20 protein-coding genes are annotated in these 17,968 nt (G+C 66.5%); 6 read left to right on the top strand and 14 right to left on the bottom strand.

The window, feature by feature from the left end; genetic code table 11:
• Positions 1-19 precede the first annotated feature (19 nt).
• Complete coding sequence (locus tag AC1DVU_RS14935) at positions 20-445, top strand: MarR family winged helix-turn-helix transcriptional regulator (RefSeq protein WP_476923237.1); 426 nt, start codon at positions 20-22, stop codon at positions 443-445.
• Positions 446-546: 101 nt separating this feature from the next.
• Here AC1DVU_RS14935 and AC1DVU_RS14940 read toward each other — a convergent pair whose 3' ends face one another.
• Positions 547-2,919, bottom strand: a complete 2,373-nt coding sequence (locus AC1DVU_RS14940; protein WP_476923238.1) for an immune inhibitor A domain-containing protein — start codon at positions 2,917-2,919, stop codon at positions 547-549.
• Positions 2,920-3,183: 264 nt separating this feature from the next.
• Between AC1DVU_RS14940 and AC1DVU_RS14945 the strand changes: the two genes are divergently transcribed.
• Both AC1DVU_RS14945 and cspE read left to right on the top strand, forming a co-directional pair.
• Positions 3,184-3,636, top strand: coding sequence for a CAP domain-containing protein (locus AC1DVU_RS14945; RefSeq protein WP_476923239.1), 453 nt, complete (start codon positions 3,184-3,186; stop codon positions 3,634-3,636).
• Between the two features lie 214 nt (positions 3,637-3,850).
• Complete coding sequence (gene cspE / locus AC1DVU_RS14950) at positions 3,851-4,054, top strand: transcription antiterminator/RNA stability regulator CspE (RefSeq protein WP_056214575.1); 204 nt, start codon at positions 3,851-3,853, stop codon at positions 4,052-4,054.
• A gap of 117 nt (positions 4,055-4,171) precedes the next feature.
• Here cspE and AC1DVU_RS14955 read toward each other — a convergent pair whose 3' ends face one another.
• Positions 4,172-4,348 (bottom strand): hypothetical protein, encoded by a 177-nt coding sequence (locus AC1DVU_RS14955; protein WP_476923240.1) that lies wholly within the window; start codon positions 4,346-4,348, stop codon positions 4,172-4,174.
• Positions 4,349-4,428: 80 nt separating this feature from the next.
• Positions 4,429-5,529 carry a PQQ-dependent sugar dehydrogenase gene (locus AC1DVU_RS14960; protein ID WP_476923241.1) on the bottom strand — a complete coding sequence of 367 codons (1,101 nt, stop codon included), beginning with the start codon at positions 5,527-5,529 and terminating at the stop codon, positions 4,429-4,431.
• 90 nt (positions 5,530-5,619) lie between these two features.
• Here AC1DVU_RS14960 and AC1DVU_RS14965 point away from each other — a divergent pair, with 90 nt between their 5' ends.
• Complete coding sequence (locus AC1DVU_RS14965; protein ID WP_476923242.1) at positions 5,620-7,311, top strand: protein kinase domain-containing protein; 1,692 nt, start codon at positions 5,620-5,622, stop codon at positions 7,309-7,311.
• A 90-nt stretch (positions 7,312-7,401) separates the two neighbouring features.
• Positions 7,402-7,788 (top strand): thioredoxin family protein, encoded by a 387-nt coding sequence (locus tag AC1DVU_RS14970; protein WP_476923243.1) that lies wholly within the window; start codon positions 7,402-7,404, stop codon positions 7,786-7,788.
• 3 nt (positions 7,789-7,791) lie between these two features.
• Here AC1DVU_RS14970 and AC1DVU_RS14975 read toward each other — a convergent pair whose 3' ends face one another.
• The 7 genes from AC1DVU_RS14975 to AC1DVU_RS15005 all read right to left on the bottom strand — a co-directional run bounded on the left by AC1DVU_RS14975 (position 7,792) and on the right by AC1DVU_RS15005 (position 13,588).
• Positions 7,792-8,580, bottom strand: a complete 789-nt coding sequence (locus AC1DVU_RS14975) for an MBL fold metallo-hydrolase (RefSeq protein ID WP_476923244.1) — start codon at positions 8,578-8,580, stop codon at positions 7,792-7,794.
• 45 nt (positions 8,581-8,625) lie between these two features.
• A complete protein-coding gene (locus tag AC1DVU_RS14980) occupies positions 8,626-9,444 on the bottom strand; it encodes a dioxygenase family protein (RefSeq protein ID WP_476923245.1) in 819 nt (272 codons plus the stop codon).
• Positions 9,445-9,483: 39 nt separating this feature from the next.
• Complete coding sequence (locus AC1DVU_RS14985; protein ID WP_476923246.1) at positions 9,484-9,999, bottom strand: hypothetical protein; 516 nt, start codon at positions 9,997-9,999, stop codon at positions 9,484-9,486.
• 29 nt (positions 10,000-10,028) lie between these two features.
• On the bottom strand, positions 10,029-10,673 hold the full coding sequence (gene bluB / locus AC1DVU_RS14990; RefSeq protein ID WP_476923247.1) for a 5,6-dimethylbenzimidazole synthase: 645 nt from the start codon (positions 10,671-10,673) through the stop codon (positions 10,029-10,031).
• Positions 10,670-11,797: a serine hydrolase domain-containing protein gene (locus AC1DVU_RS14995; RefSeq protein ID WP_476923385.1), complete on the bottom strand. Its 1,128-nt coding sequence runs from the start codon at positions 11,795-11,797 to the stop codon at positions 10,670-10,672. Before AC1DVU_RS14995 ends, bluB begins: the two co-directional genes overlap by 4 nt.
• A 92-nt stretch (positions 11,798-11,889) precedes the next feature.
• The gene (locus AC1DVU_RS15000) at positions 11,890-12,690 is read right to left on the bottom strand and encodes a hypothetical protein (RefSeq protein WP_476923248.1); all 801 of its coding nucleotides are present in this window, start codon (positions 12,688-12,690) and stop codon (positions 11,890-11,892) included.
• A gap of 262 nt (positions 12,691-12,952) precedes the next feature.
• On the bottom strand, positions 12,953-13,588 hold the full coding sequence (locus AC1DVU_RS15005; RefSeq protein WP_476923386.1) for an excalibur calcium-binding domain-containing protein: 636 nt from the start codon (positions 13,586-13,588) through the stop codon (positions 12,953-12,955).
• Positions 13,589-13,931: 343 nt separating this feature from the next.
• Between AC1DVU_RS15005 and AC1DVU_RS15010 the strand changes: the two genes are divergently transcribed.
• The gene (locus AC1DVU_RS15010) at positions 13,932-16,523 is read left to right on the top strand and encodes a DEAD/DEAH box helicase (protein ID WP_476923249.1); all 2,592 of its coding nucleotides are present in this window, start codon (positions 13,932-13,934) and stop codon (positions 16,521-16,523) included.
• Positions 16,524-16,531: 8 nt separating this feature from the next.
• Here AC1DVU_RS15010 and AC1DVU_RS15015 read toward each other — a convergent pair whose 3' ends face one another.
• From AC1DVU_RS15015 to AC1DVU_RS15030, 4 genes are read right to left on the bottom strand one after another with little or no spacing between them, the layout of a single operon-like run.
• Positions 16,532-16,789 carry a type II toxin-antitoxin system RelE family toxin gene (locus AC1DVU_RS15015; protein ID WP_476923250.1) on the bottom strand — a complete coding sequence of 86 codons (258 nt, stop codon included), beginning with the start codon at positions 16,787-16,789 and terminating at the stop codon, positions 16,532-16,534.
• Positions 16,786-17,034, bottom strand: coding sequence for a type II toxin-antitoxin system Phd/YefM family antitoxin (locus AC1DVU_RS15020; protein WP_476923251.1), 249 nt, complete (start codon positions 17,032-17,034; stop codon positions 16,786-16,788). The genes AC1DVU_RS15015 and AC1DVU_RS15020 overlap by 4 nt, the downstream gene beginning before the upstream one ends.
• Positions 17,035-17,073: 39 nt before the next feature.
• Positions 17,074-17,622: a dihydrofolate reductase family protein gene (locus AC1DVU_RS15025; RefSeq protein ID WP_476923252.1), complete on the bottom strand. Its 549-nt coding sequence runs from the start codon at positions 17,620-17,622 to the stop codon at positions 17,074-17,076.
• 9 nt (positions 17,623-17,631) lie between these two features.
• Entirely contained in the window at positions 17,632-17,967 is a 336-nt protein-coding gene (locus tag AC1DVU_RS15030) for a hypothetical protein (RefSeq protein WP_476923253.1), read from the bottom strand.
• Position 17,968: the final 1 nt, after the last annotated feature.

Consider the following 17,968-nt stretch of genomic DNA (forward strand, 5'->3'; position numbering starts at 1 on the left):
TCGCCATACGCTTGGTTGCATGGCGCAACCTGACCTCGACCACCTCGCACGCGGGCTCCGTGAGTTCGCGGGCGGCCTTCTGCGTTCCACCCGCGCTGACTCGCTGAGCCGCGCAGCCGCCTCGGCACTGTCGTGCCTGGCCCGCAAAGGGGCGATGAGGATCACCGCCCTCGCCGAGCGCGAGGGGGTCACGCAGCCGGCCATGACCGGACTCGTGCAACGCCTCGAGGCGGGCGGGCTCGTGACCCGCACGTCGGACGCCCGCGACGGACGCGTGGCGCTGATCGACATCACGCCCCTGGGCCGCCGAACCCTCGAACGCCGCCGGGCCGCGCAGGACGCCGTCATCATCGACCGGCTCGAAGGGCTCTCCCCCGACGAGCTCGCAGCACTCGAAGCTGCGCTTCCGGCGCTGGGCAACGTGACAGACGCCCGAAGCCGCTGACGTCCGAAACCCGGGTCGGCAACGAATTCCTCCGTTGTCGACCCGGGTCCCGACCCGTTGGAGCACGGATCCCCCGATCCGTACTCCCGCCTATGGGATGGTCAGTTGAACCTGACCTTCAGCGAGGTGCCGTCCTCCTCGAGGACCTTCACCTTGACCCCCACCGCCGGCAGCTTGACGCCGTGGTTGGGCAGCTCGGCGTACCAGTACTTCTTGGTGTCGTCGAACAGCGGCTTCGCTGCCTGACCGCGGATGTAGCTGGGCACACCGTTGGTGTGCAGCGTCATCGAGTCGGCCTTGTGCAACGAGAACGGCGCGTCGTACATCTGGATACGGGCGCGCCACGGGGCACCTGTCGCGATGTTGATGATCGGCTCCGGGTTGGCGTCGATCGGCAGGTTGCGACCCGAGCCCGGGTGCAGGCTCGTGTTGTTGTCACCCATTGACGTGTCCCAGTACGAGATCAGCAGGCCGTGACCGTACTTGTAGTGCTCGACCCAGTCCGGCTTCGTGTTGAGGAACCCGAAGTTGTACGGACCGGTCAACAGGTACTTGTCGAAGGACACGTAGGAGCGGTGACCCATGACGTAGTAGTTGTCGAACTGCTCCGTCGTCGTGGCACCGAGGATCCGGAACCCGTCGAGGTCGAACCCGGTGGCGCCGTCCTCAGCGCCATCCGTGAACAGCGTCTCGGTGCCGGCCGTGACCGCGACGTCGTCGGCGTACAGGCCACCGAGGGCCAGGCCGCCGTCGGTCTTGTAGAAGATCCGCAGCTTGATGTTCTGACCGTCGTATGCCGACAGCGGCACCTTGAGGTCAGCCCAGTCCGCCTGCTCACCGTCGATGCCCGGTCGTCCCGAGGTGTCGACGCCGATCGGCGTGCCGTTGATCGTCCCGTTGAGCGACGTCCAGTTGGTTCCGCCGTCGGTCGAGGCCTGGACGTACGCGTAGTCGTAGCCCTCCTCGATCTCGTAACGGATCTTCGCCGTCAGCTCCGCACCCGTCTTGCCGGTGAGGTCCACGTCCCTGGTCATGGAGTTGGCCAGGTCGTCGCCGGAGCCGGAGTGGAACTGCTTGGCGCCCGACGCGGGTGCGCCGTTGTCGGTCGTCACGCTCTTCTTGGGCAGCACCACGACCGCGCCCTGGGCCTTGGCCGTGTTGTACTCCTGCGGGCCCATCTCGATCGTCTTCTTCTGCTTCGCACCGATCGCCTCGTAGTCGAGCCAGCCGAGCTGGAGCTTCTCCCACGCACCGATGTCGCCCGGTCGCGTGCCGAGTGGCTCGTCCTTGGCGTTGAGCCGGCTCTGGGCCATCAAGGTCCAGTACTCGTTGGAGTTGTCGCCGCCGCCGCTGATCGCATAGGCGTCCGGCAGACCGAGGTCGTGACCGTACTCGTGGACGAACACCGACAGTCCGCCGTTCTCGGGCTGGACCGTGTAGTCGCCGATCCAGATGCCCGTGTCACCGATCTGGGTGCCACCGAGCTTGTTGTTGGCCGGTCCGGTGATGCCGGCATCGGTCAGGAACGCGTGCCAACGGTGCGACCAGATGGCGTCCTCGCCCTGCTGCGGATCACCGTCAGCCTCGTCGCCTCCGGCGTGCACGATCTGGAAGTGGTCGATGTAGCCATCAGGCTCGTTGAAGTCGCCGTCGCCGTCGAAGTCGTAGCGGTCGTACTTGTCGTACGCCGCGAGAGCCGTCTTGATCTGCTCGTCGGTCTGGCCGGCCGCCTTCTGCTGGGCGATCCAGGCCGTGACCGCGTCCTGGATGAGGTACCAGGTGCCGGAGTCCTCGCGGCCGTAGCGCGCCTCGTTGTACGGCACCTTGACCCAGTCCGAGACTGTGCCGTCGACCGTGTAGCGCCCTGACGACTGCTTCTCGTAGTACGTCTTGACCGAGTCGGCCGTCTTCTTGAAGTAGAGGTCCTGGTAGTGCTGGCGGTTGTAGTCCGCCTGCCAGACCGTGGAGTTGTCCTTGGTGCGGTCGGGCTCGGGGATCTTGTTGTGAAGGGGTCCTTCGAACGTCGTGGGTCCGGGCGTGTCCGGGTCGGTGTCGACGTCGGGGTAGTCAGGGTGACGCTCGTTGCCGAACTCCGCGAGGATCACAAAGATCTTGTCGGCGCGCTCCTGCGAGAGCTCGACGTACTGATCCTGCAGGGCGCCACTGCGAGCCTTGAACTTGCGGCCCTCCAGGTTCGCCTTGCGAGCGGCCTCGGCCGGGCTCGTGCCGCGGCCGACCTTGACGACGGTGCTGCCGTCCTTCTGGACGGGCTTGAGCTCACCGTTGAGCACACCCGTGATGGCGGACTCCCGCATCGCCCGGCGCTTGTCCTCGAGCGGGCTCGGCAGCTCGTCCTGCTGGCTGGTGGCGCGGTCGCTGTCTGCGACCGATGGTGCTGCTGATGCGGAGCTCGGTACGGCGTATGCCGTACCGAACGCTGCCGCGAGTGCTAGGCCAAGAAGGCCTGAGGTCACGCGCTTCACTGTTCCCCCTGTGTTTCCCATTGATGAGCAGCCGAGCGGATTGCCTGGCCTGCTGTGCGTACGCCCTCGTGAGGCGCGCGCGGCACAACGGAGTCAACTTAGGGAATTTTCAGGAAGAAAGGCAGTCTTGACTTTGGTTCGACGTGACTATAAGGACTGGTCCGTTCGAACTATCAACGCCCGGTCCCGCTCTGACGATTTCTGCTCACCCGTGTGCGCCGTGTGACCTATGGTGTGGGTGGGAGGGAGAGACCCATGACAAAAGTGCTGAACCCGCGCGTGCTTGCGGGCTCATTGATGGTGATGTTGATCCTGACGTTCGCGCCGGCATCGGCGATGACGTCGACGACGTACGAGTACGACGTCATCAAGTGGACCAACGCCAAGCGTGTCTACTACGACAAGGTCCCGGTGAAGGCTCACTCGTGCGTCGACACGTACGCCGAGAGGCAGGCCGCCTGGATGGCCAGCCATCGCACGCTCAAGCACCAGAGCATGAGCACGATCCTGAGCGCTTGTGGGCTCACGAGCGTGTCGGAGAACATCGCGTACGGCTATTCGACCGGCAGAAGCGTGGTCAATGCCTGGATGAAGTCGTCAGGACACCGCGCCAACATCCTCAGCACCAACAAGCGCTGGATCGGTGTCGGCGCTGTTCAGGACGAGTACGGAGTCTGGTGGGTTTCGCAGGTGTTCGGCCGAAGGTAGCCGTGTTTCCGGGTGGTGAATTTTTTGGATTCGCCACACGAAAGGCTTTCCCTTGGGGGTTCGCTGTGCCCTAGGCTTGTCGGCAGTTGCACGACGTTGGGCCGTAAGAATGAATGAGTTCCTCTCGGGGTGTCTAGTTCTTCTCGAAGGTTGGATGTACGTCGCGACACTCACTCGCGAAGGTCGTGAGTGAACTCGCCAAGAGGAGTTAGACATGGCAACAGGAACCGTCAAGTGGTTCAACGCTGACAAGGGCTTCGGATTCATCGCCCCCGACGACGGCAGCGAAGACGTATTCGCGCACTTCAGCGCGATCCAGTCCAGCGGCTACCGCTCGCTGAACGAGAACCAGAAGGTCGAGTTCGACGTCGAGCAGGGCCAGAAGGGCCTGCAGGCCGCGAACATCCGCCCCCTGTAAGTAGGACGACAAGCTCGCGAGAGCTTCGGGGGCGGCTTGCCGCCCCCTGTAACTCTCAGCTGGAACAGCAGAACGCCACGACCTTCGGGTCGTGGCGTTCTGTCGTTCAGGGCGTGGTCAGAGGTGGCCGCACTCGTCCCACGCATGGCGGCCGAACTCGGCGCTCGGGGCGGTCTCGAGATAGCTGACGTCCGCATTGGGCTTGGCGTGTCGCGGAGCCAGGCGGTGCGCAGGGAACCGGGCCGATGCCTCGGCGATCTGCGTCGAGTCGATCTCGAACGTGGACTCGTCCATGCGGCGCTCCTCTGCTCACGGGCTTGACCTGAGGTTATCCTCACGTTTGACCGCGGCGTAACCCTTACCGTTCGGTAGTTTCAGAGCGTGACGCGGAAGATCCGGTCGTCGTCCTTTCGCAGGTCGCCCCGGCCATCGGTGTTGCTGGTAGTCACCCACAGTGCGCCATCCGGCGCGATCGTCACGCTTCGGATCCGCCCGTGGTCCCCCCCGAAGTACGCCCGGGGCTTCCCGGTCTTCTCGCCGTCGAGGCTGACGGCGAACAGGCATTCGCCCTGCAGCGCCCCGAGGAAGGCGGTCGACCTGGTGATCGCCAGTCCGGACGGCGAGCACTCGTCGGTGCCCCACGTGACCTTCGGGTTGATGAAGTCGTCATTGTCGGACCTGCCCTCGGCGTCCGGCCAGCCGTAGTTGCCACCGCGCTTGATCAGGTTGAGCTCGTCGGCCGTCCTATCGCCGAACTCCGTGGCCCACAACCGGCCGTCCGCGTCGTAGGCGAGACCCTCGCTGTTGCGGTGGCCGTAGGACCAGGTGCGATTGTCGAACGGGTTGCCGGGAGCGGCCTTGCCGTCGCGGGTGATGCGCAGGATCTTGCCGTTGAGGGATCCCTTGTCCTGGGCTTGCGCGCCGTCGCCGGCGTCGCCGGTCGACACGAACAGGTTGCCGTCGCCGTCGAACAGCAGACGTCCACCGTGGTGGCGGCCGCCTTTCGCGATGCCGGTGAGGATGGGCTTCTGCGAGCTCAGCGAGTCGCCGTCGAGGCTCAGGCGTACGACCCGGTTGTCGGACTCGGTCGTGACGAACGCGAACAGGGTCGACTCGTCATCAGGGGCCAGGGCAAGCCCCAGAAGCCCGCCCTCTCCCCCGGGACCTCCGGATGCGCCGTCGACATCGCCGACCTTGGTGACCTTGCCGGTCGTCGAGATCCGCACGATCGACCCCTCGTCACGCTGCGACACCAGCGCATCCCCGCTCTCGAGGAACACGATCTCCCACGGCACGTTGAGGCCCGTGGCGACCGTGGAGGCGATCTTCGGATCGATGCTGTCGAGCGTCTGTGTTGTTGTGGGCTCCTTGGACGGCGTGCGCGTCGGGGTGGGCTTGTCGTCGTCGCTGCCGCACCCGATCAAGGTCGCAGCACCGATCGCCGCGAAGCCGGTCAGCAGGGTTCGACGCTCCATGGAACGATCATGCCCTCCGCGGGCCAAGTGCGACAGTCAGTCCGCACGGCTCGACATGAGAAGTCCCCGATGGGCCACTAATCTTGAGGGATGCCCCCCCTGCTCGGCGGTCGATACCGCCTCGACAAGCTCATCGGTGGCGGCGGTATGGGTGAGGTCTGGCAGGCGCACGACTCCGTGCTCGATCGCGAGGTCGCGATCAAGATCATCCGACCCCATCTTGCCGGCGACGAGAACGTACGAGCGCGCCTCCGGGTCGAGGCACAGCTGGCCGGCAAGCTGCACCACCCCGGCATCGTCGACGTGTTCGACTACGGCGAGGACGAGGAGGACGGCAAGCCCGTCCCCTTCCTGGTGATGCCGTTGATCGACGGGGCCCCGTTGTCCGCCCTGCTGGCCGAGCGTGGCCCGCTGTCGACCGGCGAGACCATGGCGATCGTCGCGGAGATCGCCGCAGCGCTGCACACCGCCCATGACGCCGGGATCGTCCACCGCGACCTCAAGCCCGGCAACATCCTCGTCACTCCCGACGCCCGGGTCATGCTCGTGGACTTCGGCATCGCCCACGCAGCAGGCGGGGAGCCGCTGACCCAGACCGGTGCGCTGATCGGAACCGCGGACTACCTCAGCCCCGAGCAGGCCGCTGGTCGTACGGCCACGCCCGCCTCGGACCTCTACGCGCTCGGCATCGTGGCCTACATCTGCCTGAGCGGCAACCTGCCGTTCCACCGCGACAGCGACATCGCGACGGCTCTGGCGCACATCCAGGCCGACCCGCCCGGCCTGCCGGACACCGTGCCCGCCGAGGCGGCCACGCTCGTCAACGCGCTGCTGGCCAAGGACCCCCGTGATCGACCGGTCTCGGGCACCGTCGTCGCGCAGCACGCCGGCGCACTCGCCACGTCGGTGCCTTCACCTCCCGGCCACGCTCCCGTCCTCGGCGGGGAGCCCACCCAGCCGGTCGCCCCACCGGCGACGGGGAGCACGCTGCCAGGCATCGTCGAGCGACCCGTGAGCGTCGGAGAGCACGACGGGCCGACCCTTCCCGGTGTGCCGGCGAACGTCTGGGACCCGCCAACACCCGTTGCTCCGGCCGGAGAGAGCGTCGTCGCTGCCGAGGAGGTACGCCGCCGGCGTTCGCCGCGACGCATGGTGCTTCTCAGCTCCGTCGTCGTCCTGCTGATTGCCGCCGCGCTCGGCTGGATGCTGCTCGGAGGCGGCCCCAAGACCGTGACCGTCCCCGATGTCGACGGCAAGTCGCAGAGTGCCGCGACGACCCTGCTCAAGGCCGAGGGCCTCAAGGTCGCGGTGCGCAAGGTCAACGTCGCCAACGCGAAAGCCGGAGAGGTCGTGCGCCAGTCGCCCGCCGCCGGCACCGAGGCTGACGAGGACAGCGTCGTGACCCTGTCGGTCGCGACCGGGCGCGTACGCGTCCCCGCCTCCGCGCTGATCGGGGAGTCATACGACAAGGGCGTGGCCCGGCTCAAGAAGCTCGGGCTCAAGGCCAAGGCCGCGTACGCCCCGTCGGACAAGGCTGCCGGCACCGTGATCGAGGTCGATCCGACCGGCACCGCCAAGATCGGCTCGACCGTGACACTGACCGTGGCCAGCGGGTTCACACCGCAGGCTCCGGTCGAGAACAAGGGCAAGGGCAAGAAGGAAGACAGGAAGGACAAGAAGTCCGGCAAGGCGAGCACCGACTTGACCCCTGAGACGACGACCCCGACGGAACCGGCGCCGACGACGACATCCCCCAGCGTGGAGGCCGACACCACCCCGTGAGCGCCCTGGAATCGCGCTGAGATCCCGGGAATGCCCGCGGCGGACGTACCGTTGAACAGTGCGTACGGAGTTTTCCTATGAGAGGCAGTCATGAGCACCGTCACCCTGACCAAGGACACCATCGACGACGTCATCGGCGCTGAGGGCATCACCCTTGTCGACTGGTGGGCCGAATGGTGTGGTCCGTGCAAGCAGTTCGGCCCGGTCTTCGAGGCCGCGAGCGAGCAGCACACCGACGTCGTCTTCGGCAAGATCGACACCGAGGACCAGCGGGAGCTGGCTGCGGCCGCCCAGATCACCTCGATCCCGACGCTGATGGCGTTCCGCGACGGCATCCTCGTGTTCTCCCAGCCCGGTGCGCTTCCGGCGGCCGGACTCGAGCAGATCATCACGGCGGTCAAGGACCTCGACATGGACGACGTACGCCGTCAGATCGCCGCCCAGGAGGATGGCACTCCTGAGGCGCGCCAGGCTTGACCGCTAGGCCGTGACGACGGTCGATCCACCGGGGTCGACCCAGGTGACGCGGTCCGCGTGGGTCGAGCCCGCCAGGACCTGCTCGGCATCGTCCCGGCCCTGCTGGAAGTGTGACCAGCCTTCGTAGTGCACCGGGACGACGGCGGACGGCTTGACGATGTCGATCAGCTCGGCGCCCTGCTTGGCGTCCATGGAATAGCGCAGCCAGCCGGTGAGGTAGCGGAAGCGCACTGAGCCGAGGTGCATCAGCATCGTGCCCACCTCGAGGCGTGCGGCGACATCGCGCAGGCCGCTGAAGAGGACCGTGTCGCCGGTCATCCACAACGCGCCGTGCTGCTGGCCCGACCACTCCAGGGCGAAGCCGACGACCGGTCCGGTGATCGGGTTGAGGCCGACAGGTCCGTGCTGGCACGGGGTCGCCGTGACGGTGATCGTCTCCTTGCCGGGCGCCTCGAGGGTCCAGGTGTCCCACGCGGCAAGGCCGATCGCACCTCCGCCGAGCTTCTTGGCTGCCTTCTTGGTCGTCAGCACCGTACCGAGCTTCGGCAGCATCGAGACGCCGGTGGGATCGAGGTTGTCGGCGTGATGGTGGTGACTGACCAGCACGGCATCGATCGGGCCGAGGTCGTCGGGCTTGATCGACGGGCCCGCGAGCTTGCTCGACATCGTGCCCCACCCGAAGAAGTAACGCTTGCCGGGAGGGTCGAAGGTCGGATCGGTGAGGATCCGCCACCCCCCGAACTCGATCAGCGCGGTCGGACCGCCGATGTGCGTGATGGTGACAGATGTCATGAAGGCTCCTTGAGGTCCAGACAGCCTACGGGTCGCGCACGGGGATCAGACCGAGATGAAGGACCTCATGCTGACTGAGCCCATGTCGATCTCGTCGTTGAAGAACTCGATGTCCTCGCCGTCCTCGAGCAGACTCAGGGCGGCGACCATTGGGCGGTAGTGATCGTCGGTGGGCACCGCGATGCGGGCTTCGGACCAGGTCGCATACGGGTTGACGAGCTTGCCGACCTCTCGGTCGCGGAGCGCGACGGCGGTGTCGGCGTCGAACTGCTCGGCCCAGTCCCAGGCCGTGCCGCCGTCCCACTTGACCCGGCTGAGGGCGTGCACGATGTTGCCGCTGCCGATGAACACGACGCCGCGACGGCGCATCGCCCGCAGGCGGCCGTAGAGCTGGTAGAGCTCGGGCAGCGGCATCGCGTAGTCGATGCTGATCTGCAGGACCGGGACCTCCGGCGCGGGAGCCAGGTGCTTGAGCACGCTCCACGTGCCGTGGTCGAGGCCCCACTGCTTGTCGAGCTCGGCTTCGTACTCGACGAGCTGCTTGGCCAGGAGCCGGGCGACGTCCCGGTCACCGACGGTGTCGTACTGCACGCGGTAGAGCTCGTCGGGGAAGCCACCGAAGTCGTAGATGATCTTGTTCTTGGGCGCGTCGGTGATGTGCGTCTGGCCCGGCGTCAGCCAGTGGGCGCTGACGACCACGATCGCCTGTGCGTCGGGCAGGCCGCGGCCGACCTCGGCCCACTTCTGGGTGAACGCGTTGTCGGCGATGGCGTGCATGGGGTTGCCGTGACCGACGAAGAGCACTGGCATGAGCGGGCTGGGCTGCAGCCGGTTGTCCAGGTCCGAGATCGAGTACGTCGCCATGGTGCCATTCCTCCATTAGTTGATGCTTCAACTATAGCACTACCACTGCGGACCCGGCTCCTGCCTGAAGCGGCTCGGCATCTGATCGATGTGGTCGATGGCCGCCTGCAAGGACGGCGAATCGCGGGCTTGAAGATCTAGGCGTGCGCGTCGGACCGCCCGCAGGGCAATGCCCAACGACCTGAGTTGCTCCCCCGGGTCGACGTGCCAGCCGCGCAGGTAGTTGACGAATCGGCTGATCACACTGATCTGCATGCGTGCCTCAGCTGCGGTCGGGGGTAACCGCTCTGCTCCTAGGAATCCAGGCAGGCACCGCAAGAGGCCGTCAAGGCCGACTACAGAACGGAGGGCTCCCTCACGCCCGAACTCACGCTCGGCCGCGAGCAAGGTCACTTCGTCGGGCTGCAGCCACCCGCTCATGTCATCTTCGTCAAGAAACTCGTAGAGGCGATGGCGCACACGCGCATATCGGCGCACGGTTGGCGCCTTCCTCCCCTCGGCGAGTCCCTCGAAGAAGTCGTCGATCAAGGGCCAGCCGGGTTCGTCAATCTCCATACCCCGACTCAAGCACCGAGGTCGGACAGTCAGCCCGGCCAGACGTTGTCGGCCAGCAGCTCGTCCAGGGGGCGTACGGACGTCCAGCTCTCCTGCTCGAGCATCGGGCGCGGATAGAACGCGTCGACAGGTCCGAGGCACAGGATCGCGACCGGCTCGGCACCTTCGGGCGCGCCGATCAGCGCGCCGACCTCGTCGGGAACGAACAACGACACCCAACCCATTCCGAGCCCCTCGGCGCGGGCGGCGAGCCAGAGGTTCTGGATCGCGCACGACACCGAGGCGAGGTCCATGTGCGGCATCGTGCGGCGGCCGAACACGTGCCGTTCGCGATCGTCGCCGAGTGCCACCACCAGCACCTCGGCGCAGTCCAGGATGCCCTGCACCTTGAGCCGCATGAACTCGCCGGCGCGCTCCCCCATCGCCTCGGCCGTGCGACGGCGCTCGACCTCGACGTGGTCGTGGAGCGACTGGCGAAGCGCGCGATCGGTGACCCGCACGATGCGCCAGGGCTGCATCAGGCCAACACTCGGAGCCTGGTGGGCCGCCGACAGCAGGCGGGCAAGGACCGACTCGTCGACAGTGCCACCCGCGAAGTGCCGCATGTCGCGGCGCTCGGCGATGACCCGGTAGACCGCCTCCCGGTCCTCCTTGTCGTACGCGTGCTCGGTCATTCGGCTCCCAGCCCTTCGAGGACTCCGTGGGTGAACCCCTCGAACGTCAGTGCATCGGGCGTCGCGGGCCGGGCACCCAGGCGTACGGCGACGACTCCCTCGGACGGCACGACCGCGACGTACTGGTCACCGTAGCCATACGCCCAGAACGCGTCGTTCGGCAGGCTCGGCGCGAGCTGTCCGTCGTATGCCGGCTTGTCGTCGGGGTAGCCGGCCTGCCGGAGCACCTCGACGATGCGGCCCTTGCCGTTGACCCACCACAGCAGGCCGTACGCCGCGTTGAGCCTCGACGACGGACGCGTCACCTGTTCGACGTAGTCGGACGACACGAGCCGCGTGCCGTCCCACGTCCCACGGTTGAGCATCAGGTGGCCGACCCGGGCGAGGTCGAGGCAGGTCGACTCGACGCCAGAGAACGTCAGTGCGTTCTTGGCCTGGTCGCGGGTCCAGACGGTGTCGCGCATACCGAGCGGTGCGAGCAGGCGATCCTCTGCGATCTCAGGGACGTCGTCGGTGTCGTAGACGTCGTCGAGCACGGACTCCAGCGCCTGCACGGCCGAGTTGTCGTAGACCCACTTCGTGCCCGGCTCGTCGTCCTGAGGGAGGCTAACCGCATACGCCGACTTGTCCGCCTCTTCCCGGATCATCCGCCGGTCGGTGCCCTCGTCCCAGTGCCGCCCGGACGTCATCGACAGCAGGTCGCGAACGGTCACGGCTCCGGCCGGCCCGACCCGCCATTCGTCAATCAACTCGGACGCGTTGCCCTCGATCTCCAGACGGTCGTCATCGACGGCCATGCCGACCAGCAGCGACGTCAGTGACTTGGTGATCGAGTAGACCCGATGGCGGCGGTGCTCCGTTCCGCCGTGCCAGTACGCATCGTGGACGAGCTCGCCGTCCTTGATCACTGCCACGCACGTCGAGCCCGTGCGTTCGAGGGTGGCGTCGAGCTTCGACCAGTCACCTTGCTCGTTGCGATGCCACTGCGTGCCAGGAAAGGCGTCCGGCGCGGTGGAGACCGTCGGCAACGTCACGGGTGAGGCAGTGACCTCATCGTCCGGGTCGTCGCTCGTGCACGCCGCGACCACGAGCATCGCCGCCACCGCGAACACTCGTCCGATCATCACTCCCCCACGATGCCAGAGCCAAGTACTCACCGGTCTACGGGAGGCCGCTGGTGATGAGTTCGTACGGCTCCTCCGGTTGTCAACGACGGCTAGAGCCGGAGGGTGCTGACGAACTTTTCGAAATGCGAGAAGCGAGGATGTGCTAGATCCAACCGTTGAAGGTCTTTCGCGGCACCGCGAGTCTTCATGTCCAGTGACGACGAAGCGTTGACGGCGACGGCCACCGCAGTCTCGCCCTCAGCCCGATCGAGTCTTGTCCTGCTGGTTTCGAACATGACTAGGGGCTCCGGCCCACTCGGCCCACGTCGAACAAGGAGTGCAGTTGCCGTTCCGAGGCCGGGCGCGACCGCGAACGCCTCGCGAACTGTGACGACCGCGTGCCCGGCGAGCAGCTCCATGTAGAGCTCATTCCGCATCGTCTTGGTCATCTTCTTCACCGAAAGGTTGCCGGCGTCAGTCATCGTTGGATACCGCTCGGGCAGGATGCCGAGATCGGGGACGACGACCACGATCGAGACTGCCTCACCGCGTATCGCAATCGCACTTGATGGTGCTTGGTTGTCCGCAAACGCTTCGGCGAGCGTCGAGAGCACCAGATTGGGGTCGTTCGCCTGCAACCTAGCCCATTGATCGTCGAGCTCATGCTGATAGGACAACTTCATGCCCGCTGCCTGCTGCATGAGGCCAGTTGCGTGTGCACACGCAGCGCCATACGCCACAGCACGGGCAGCTGCCCGCTCCTTCATCGCCGTGATACGGATCGGCGCCAATGCCTGTTTCTGGGCAGCCGTGAGGATGTCTCGGAAGTCGGGCAACACAGGGTCGGGTGCCACTGGTGCTTCGACAGAAGTGAATGTCTGTTGATGGATCGCGAACACGGACTCGATCACACTTTGGAGACGCTCCGCCTCAAGGGCTTTCTGCGAACCGCTGAGTCGCTGCGTCGACGCTGTGACGCCGCTCAACGCGCTGCGGCGCGTCCCCCCTCCAATGGAGGAATAGAAACTGACAGGACCGACTCCGGTCGAGACTCCGGGTCGGCCGGTTCCCACGTGAATGCGCGCCACCCTGGGACCAAGACCCGCGCGAACACCACGTGGAGATGCCGACAGTCGTACGCCAGGAGCAGCCCGAAACGAGATCCTCACGCTGCTACTCGCATACGACGCCGTCGTTGTCGCGGTCGTCGTACCACTCATACTCGGGATCGGAGCCGCGCCGGTAGTTTCCGTAGCCAGCTGCATTCGCCGCACCACAGGTGTCGAAGCGTGGATCAGTCTGCGACACCAGCGTCTTCGGCTCAGCCGACGTCTTCAGATCGGCCTTGGTCTCCTTGACCGCTTCCGCTACAGCCTGCTTGATCAGCTTGGACCGGCGCGCCTTCTCCTCGTCGACCGCAGCCGTCACTGCCTCGTCGATCGCCGCTTGCTCGTTAGCCAGCGCTTCCTGCTTTGCCTCGTCAACACGCTCATCTGTTTGGTCCCGAATGAGGGCAATCTTGGCCTGAGCGGCCTTATTGGCCTCGGCTTTGGCCTCGTCCTTCGCTGCTTCGGTGTCCCCGGCACTCGCCAACCCGATGACCAAGCCTGCCAAGCCCGATGCCACCCCGATGCTGGTCTTGCCGAGCCATCGAGAGCGCTTGGCTTTCGCCTCGGTGACGAAGCCTGGATAGTTCTCAATTTCAGGAAGCGCAGACTGCGATCGCGCCCTGTCGCCGACCGACGCAGGAGTGGCAGGTTCTGTCGACGGCGCGACCGCATCGAGGGGCGCGGTCAATGCCTCCTCCATCACGGGTTCCGCCTCGTCCTGCGGCAGCCAGAACTGCCACCCATCCGGCGCCGGCGGCCAGCCCGGATCTGGGCTCCACCCATCCGGTGGGACCCACCCTTGTGGTGCCTCTGGCCACCCCGGAGCGGCGTTCCATTTCCATTCTGTGTTCGACATGTCTCATCTCCCTCGGGGCGAGATTACGGAGACTTTCGAGGACAAAGTGGAGAACGCCGAAACTGATCGAGAAATGACTCGTTCGGACTGGCTCGGTCGGAAGTTCGGACCTTCGAACCGCCGAAGCGCCATCCCCAAACGGGTAGCCCCATGACTGCAAGTTGGAGGGGTGAGCGACAATGGAGGGATGCCTACGTCCACGGATCTGCGCCGGCTTTTGCGCTTCCCCGTGGAGTTCGTCGCAGGCGAGGATCCGGCGGATTCGCGCTTCGTATTCCATGCGCCGGACGGTGATCACGCGGCCACCGCCAACGAGTCGATCGGGGCGCTGAGCCAGGGCATCCGTGTCATGTCCGCCGATCCGTCCGTACGCGCTTGGGCGACGCCCGCGATCCTCGCGTTGCGCATCATGGCGCGTGGTGCGCTCGGCTCCCCGGACTCGACAGAGCTCAACCAGCTGCAGAGCGCCGCCTCCGCGATCGACAGCAACGCCGGCCGCGGCCAGGCGACGATCAACGCGTTCCTGAAGGCCCTCGCTGTCGACGCCCCCGCTGCCGCGTCGACCCCGCAACGCCAGGCGTACGTCTCGCCGCAGGCTGCCCAGCCGCGCCAGCGCGAGACGACGTTCTCGTGGACGCTGATGGTGTCGTTCCTCGAGCAGCCCACCGCCGAGCAGGCCGCCGTCGTACGCCTGAGGGTGCAGCCGCGCTCCGGTTCGTGGGCGGCGTTCGACGCCGGCGACATGTTCGCCGGCAACGCGTCGCACCCGCTTGCCCAGGACGCCAAGGAGCCGACCTCCGCGATGCTGCGCCGGCTCGAGCCGTGGTGGTCCCCCGCCGAGCGCCTGCGCGACCCGCACACCCGCGGTGCGGCGACCGTCAGCCCCGACGAGCTGGCACGCCTCGGCGATCGCGCGCTCGCGCCGACGCTGATGGCCAACCGCATCGAGATCCGCTGGCCGCCCGAGCTCATCCGCGAGCTGTCGACGTCCGCGGTCGTACGCCGTGACGAGCTGCCGCGCACAGATCGCCCGTCAGCGTTCACCCAGGGCCAGCTGTTCTCGTTCGACTGGCAGGTTGCCCTCGGCGACGACGTGCTGACGGCCGCCGAGCTCGACCAGCTCGCGCAGTCCCAGACCGGCTTGCTGCGGCTGCGGGACCGGTGGGTCTTCGTCGACAAGTCACGGCTGCAACGGGTGCTGGAACGGCGTACGCGCGAGATCTCCCCGCTCGAGGCCCTGAGGGCGACCGTCACCGGCGAGCTCGAGATCGACGGGCGGATGACCGAGGTCGACACCGTCGGCTGGCTCGAGGACGTACGTAGGCGGCTCGCCGTGCAAGACCGCGACATCGCCCCGGCGGTGCAGCCTGACGGGCTCGACGGGACGCTGCGCGACTACCAGCTGCAGGGCCTGCGCTGGATGACGCAGCTCGTCGACCTCGGGCTCGGCGGCATCCTCGCCGACGACATGGGCCTCGGCAAGACCGTCATGCTGATCGCCCTGCACCTGCAGCGCACCGCGATCTCCTCGGCGCCGACGCTCGTGGTGTGCCCGGCATCCGTGCTGGGCAACTGGGAGCGTGAGATCAAGCGGTTCGCGCCGGGCGTCAACGTCCGCCGCTATCACGGCCCCAAGCGGCGACTCGACGGCGTCAATGACGGATTCCTCGTGACGACCTACGCCACGATGCGCTCCGACGCGATCGAGCTGTCCGAGCACCAGCCAGGCTGGGGCCTGGTCGTCGCCGACGAGGCGCAGAACATCAAGAACCCGCACGCACGTACGGCCCAGGCGATCCGCGGCATCCCCGCCGAGGCGCGCCTGGCGCTGACCGGCACACCGGTCGAGAACAACCTCTCCGAGCTGTGGTCGATCCTCGACTGGACGACGCCGGGCCTCCTCGGCACCTACCAGCAGTTCCGCAACACCTGGTCGCGCGCGATCGAGTCGCGCCGCGACTCCGGCAAGGCCACCGGCCTCTCGCAGCTCATCCGCCCGTTCGTGCTGCGCCGCCGCAAGTCCGATCCCGGCATCGCGCCCGAGCTGCCGCCCAAGATCGAGACCGACCACCGCATTAACCTGACCCGCGAACAGGTCGGGCTCTACGAGGCGGTCGTCCGCAGCACGATGGCGCAGATCGAGAACGCCCAGGGCATCCAGCGCCGCGGCCTGGTGGTCAAGCTGCTGACCCAGCTCAAGCAGATCTGCAACCACCCGGCGCAGTTCCTCCGCGACCCCGACAGCCGAATCACGGGCCGCTCCGGCAAGCTCGGCGTGTTCGACGAGCTGGTCGAGGAGATCGTCGCCGAGGACGGAGCGACGCTGGTGTTCACCCAGTACGCCCAGATGGGCCGGCTGCTGACACGGCACCTGGAGGAGAAGAAGATCGGCCACCAGTTCCTCCACGGCGCCACGACCGTACGCGCGCGCGAGAAGATGGTGCACAAGTTCCAGAGCGGCGAGATCCCGGTCTTCGTGCTGTCGCTCAAGGCTGCCGGCGTCGGCCTCAACCTGACCAAGGCCGACCACGTCATCCACTACGACCGCTGGTGGAACCCCGCCGTCGAGGACCAGGCCACCGACCGCGCACACCGCATCGGGCAGACCAAGAACGTCCAGGTGCACCGGCTCATCAGCGAGGGCACGATCGAGGAGTCGATCGCCGAGCTGATCCGCTCCAAGCGCTCGCTCGCCGACGCGGTCGTCAACGGTGGCGAGGGAGCGCTCACCGAGTTGTCCGATGCCGCGCTCGCTGACCTCGTACGCCTACGGAAGTAGTCCGAAGGCTAGCGATACACCTCTCGGCGGTGCCCGACAGTAACCACCACGATCAGGAGTACCCCGTCGTCGATCGCGTAGATCACGCGGTAGTCACCAATTCTTACCCGGTAGCCCGGCCGGCCAGTGAGGGGACGGGACGCCGGCGGACGCGGGTCTTCTGCCAGCAGCACGATGGCACCATGGAGCCGTTTCGCCATCGGAGGATCAAGCTTGCGGAGGGCGCGGACCGCCGCGGGACGGAACTCGATGCGGTAAGGGCTCACGACCAGCCGAGGTCCGCCTTGACCTGATCCCATGGGATCGTTGGACCGATCTCCGCCATCGCCTCGTCGAACGCCTGGATGTCCTCCACTTCCTCGAGAGCATCCATCAATTCGTCATAGCGTTCGGGGCTGATCAGAACCGCGGCACGGCGGCCGTAGCGTTCGAGTATGACCGCCTCGGTCTGCGCCGTCGCCACGACGGCCGGCAGCGCGTCGCGTGCTTCTGAGATCGACTTGGTTGCCATGCACCAATCGTACGTCTTGGTATGTATTTCGTACAACAATCACTTCGTGGGCTCGTAGCGCATGGCCACCGCGCCGGAGGCGTACTCCAGCCGGCTCACGAGCTTCAGGTCGAGCCGCTTCGACAGTCCCGCGAACAGCGTCGGACCGTGGCCCACAACCGCGGGATGCACGACGAATTCGTACTCATCGATCAGCCCGAGCTCGGCCAACGCCAGCGGAAGCTGGACCCCGCCGACGAACAGCCCGTCGCCAGGCTCCCGCTTCAGCTCCTCGACTGCGGTCTTGAGGTCGCCGCGCAGGAGCTCGGCATTCCAGTCCACCTGATTCAGGGTGCTCGAGACGACGTACTTCTTCTTCGCGTCGATCGTCTCGGCGAAGGGGTCGGTCCACGCAGGCATCTCCACCGTCCGCGTCGACAGCCGAAAGGCTTCCTCCATCATCTGGTAGGTCACCCGCCCAAAGATCAGCGCGTCGGCCCGGGCGAGGCTTTCCATCGCGTGACGATGCAGCTCTTCATCGGCGAAGCTCTCACGGTGATCGACGCAGCCGTCGAGCGTGACGTTGATGGAATAGCGAAGCGGCCGCATGACGTGATGCTAGCTCTCCACCGCGAGGTGAATCTCGGCGTAGAGGTCATGGTTGGCGAGGTTCATCTCGTCGTCGACGGCGAACGTGCTGTCCAGGAGCTTCGTGACCCACACCCGTGACAGGTCGAACGCCCGCCACGCCGGCTCAGCCAGGCCGGACGACGAGAAGCCGCCCACCTGCACCGCGTGCAGCGACAGCGCGCCCGTCGGAGCTGTGAACACGACATGAGGGTTGATCACGCGCACGCCACGCGACTGCGGCCCGACGACGTACCGGATCTCGAGCTGCCGTCGGTGCTCGATTGCGTACGCCAGCCGCTCGTCGATCGCGATGTCGGAGGTCATG

This window comes from Aeromicrobium sp. P2_G6 (assembly GCF_056403535.1).

What these genes read in the sequence shown, in the direction of transcription:
- AC1DVU_RS14985 (WP_476923246.1), bottom strand. Translation starts at nt 9,999, where the DNA reads ATGGAGATTGACGAACCCGGCTGGCCCTTGATCGACGACTTCTTCGAG.
- AC1DVU_RS15025 (WP_476923252.1), bottom strand. Translation starts at nt 17,622, where the DNA reads ATGCGGCCGCTTCGCTATTCCATCAACGTCACGCTCGACGGCTGCGTC.
- cspE (WP_056214575.1), top strand. Translation starts at nt 3,851, where the DNA reads ATGGCAACAGGAACCGTCAAGTGGTTCAACGCTGACAAGGGCTTCGGA.
- AC1DVU_RS14965 (WP_476923242.1), top strand. Translation starts at nt 5,620, where the DNA reads ATGCCCCCCCTGCTCGGCGGTCGATACCGCCTCGACAAGCTCATCGGT.
- AC1DVU_RS14970 (WP_476923243.1), top strand. Translation starts at nt 7,402, where the DNA reads ATGAGCACCGTCACCCTGACCAAGGACACCATCGACGACGTCATCGGC.
- AC1DVU_RS14935 (WP_476923237.1), top strand. Translation starts at nt 20, where the DNA reads ATGGCGCAACCTGACCTCGACCACCTCGCACGCGGGCTCCGTGAGTTC.
- AC1DVU_RS15030 (WP_476923253.1), bottom strand. Translation starts at nt 17,967, where the DNA reads ATGACCTCCGACATCGCGATCGACGAGCGGCTGGCGTACGCAATCGAG.
- AC1DVU_RS14995 (WP_476923385.1), bottom strand. Translation starts at nt 11,797, where the DNA reads ATGATCGGACGAGTGTTCGCGGTGGCGGCGATGCTCGTGGTCGCGGCG.
- AC1DVU_RS15005 (WP_476923386.1), bottom strand. Translation starts at nt 13,588, where the DNA reads ATGGAGGAGGCATTGACCGCGCCCCTCGATGCGGTCGCGCCGTCGACA.
- bluB (WP_476923247.1), bottom strand. Translation starts at nt 10,673, where the DNA reads ATGACCGAGCACGCGTACGACAAGGAGGACCGGGAGGCGGTCTACCGG.
- AC1DVU_RS15010 (WP_476923249.1), top strand. Translation starts at nt 13,932, where the DNA reads ATGCCTACGTCCACGGATCTGCGCCGGCTTTTGCGCTTCCCCGTGGAG.
- AC1DVU_RS14980 (WP_476923245.1), bottom strand. Translation starts at nt 9,444, where the DNA reads ATGGCGACGTACTCGATCTCGGACCTGGACAACCGGCTGCAGCCCAGC.
- AC1DVU_RS15020 (WP_476923251.1), bottom strand. Translation starts at nt 17,034, where the DNA reads ATGGCAACCAAGTCGATCTCAGAAGCACGCGACGCGCTGCCGGCCGTC.
- AC1DVU_RS14960 (WP_476923241.1), bottom strand. Translation starts at nt 5,529, where the DNA reads ATGGAGCGTCGAACCCTGCTGACCGGCTTCGCGGCGATCGGTGCTGCG.
- AC1DVU_RS14955 (WP_476923240.1), bottom strand. Translation starts at nt 4,348, where the DNA reads ATGGACGAGTCCACGTTCGAGATCGACTCGACGCAGATCGCCGAGGCA.
- AC1DVU_RS14975 (WP_476923244.1), bottom strand. Translation starts at nt 8,580, where the DNA reads ATGACATCTGTCACCATCACGCACATCGGCGGTCCGACCGCGCTGATC.
- AC1DVU_RS14945 (WP_476923239.1), top strand. Translation starts at nt 3,184, where the DNA reads ATGACAAAAGTGCTGAACCCGCGCGTGCTTGCGGGCTCATTGATGGTG.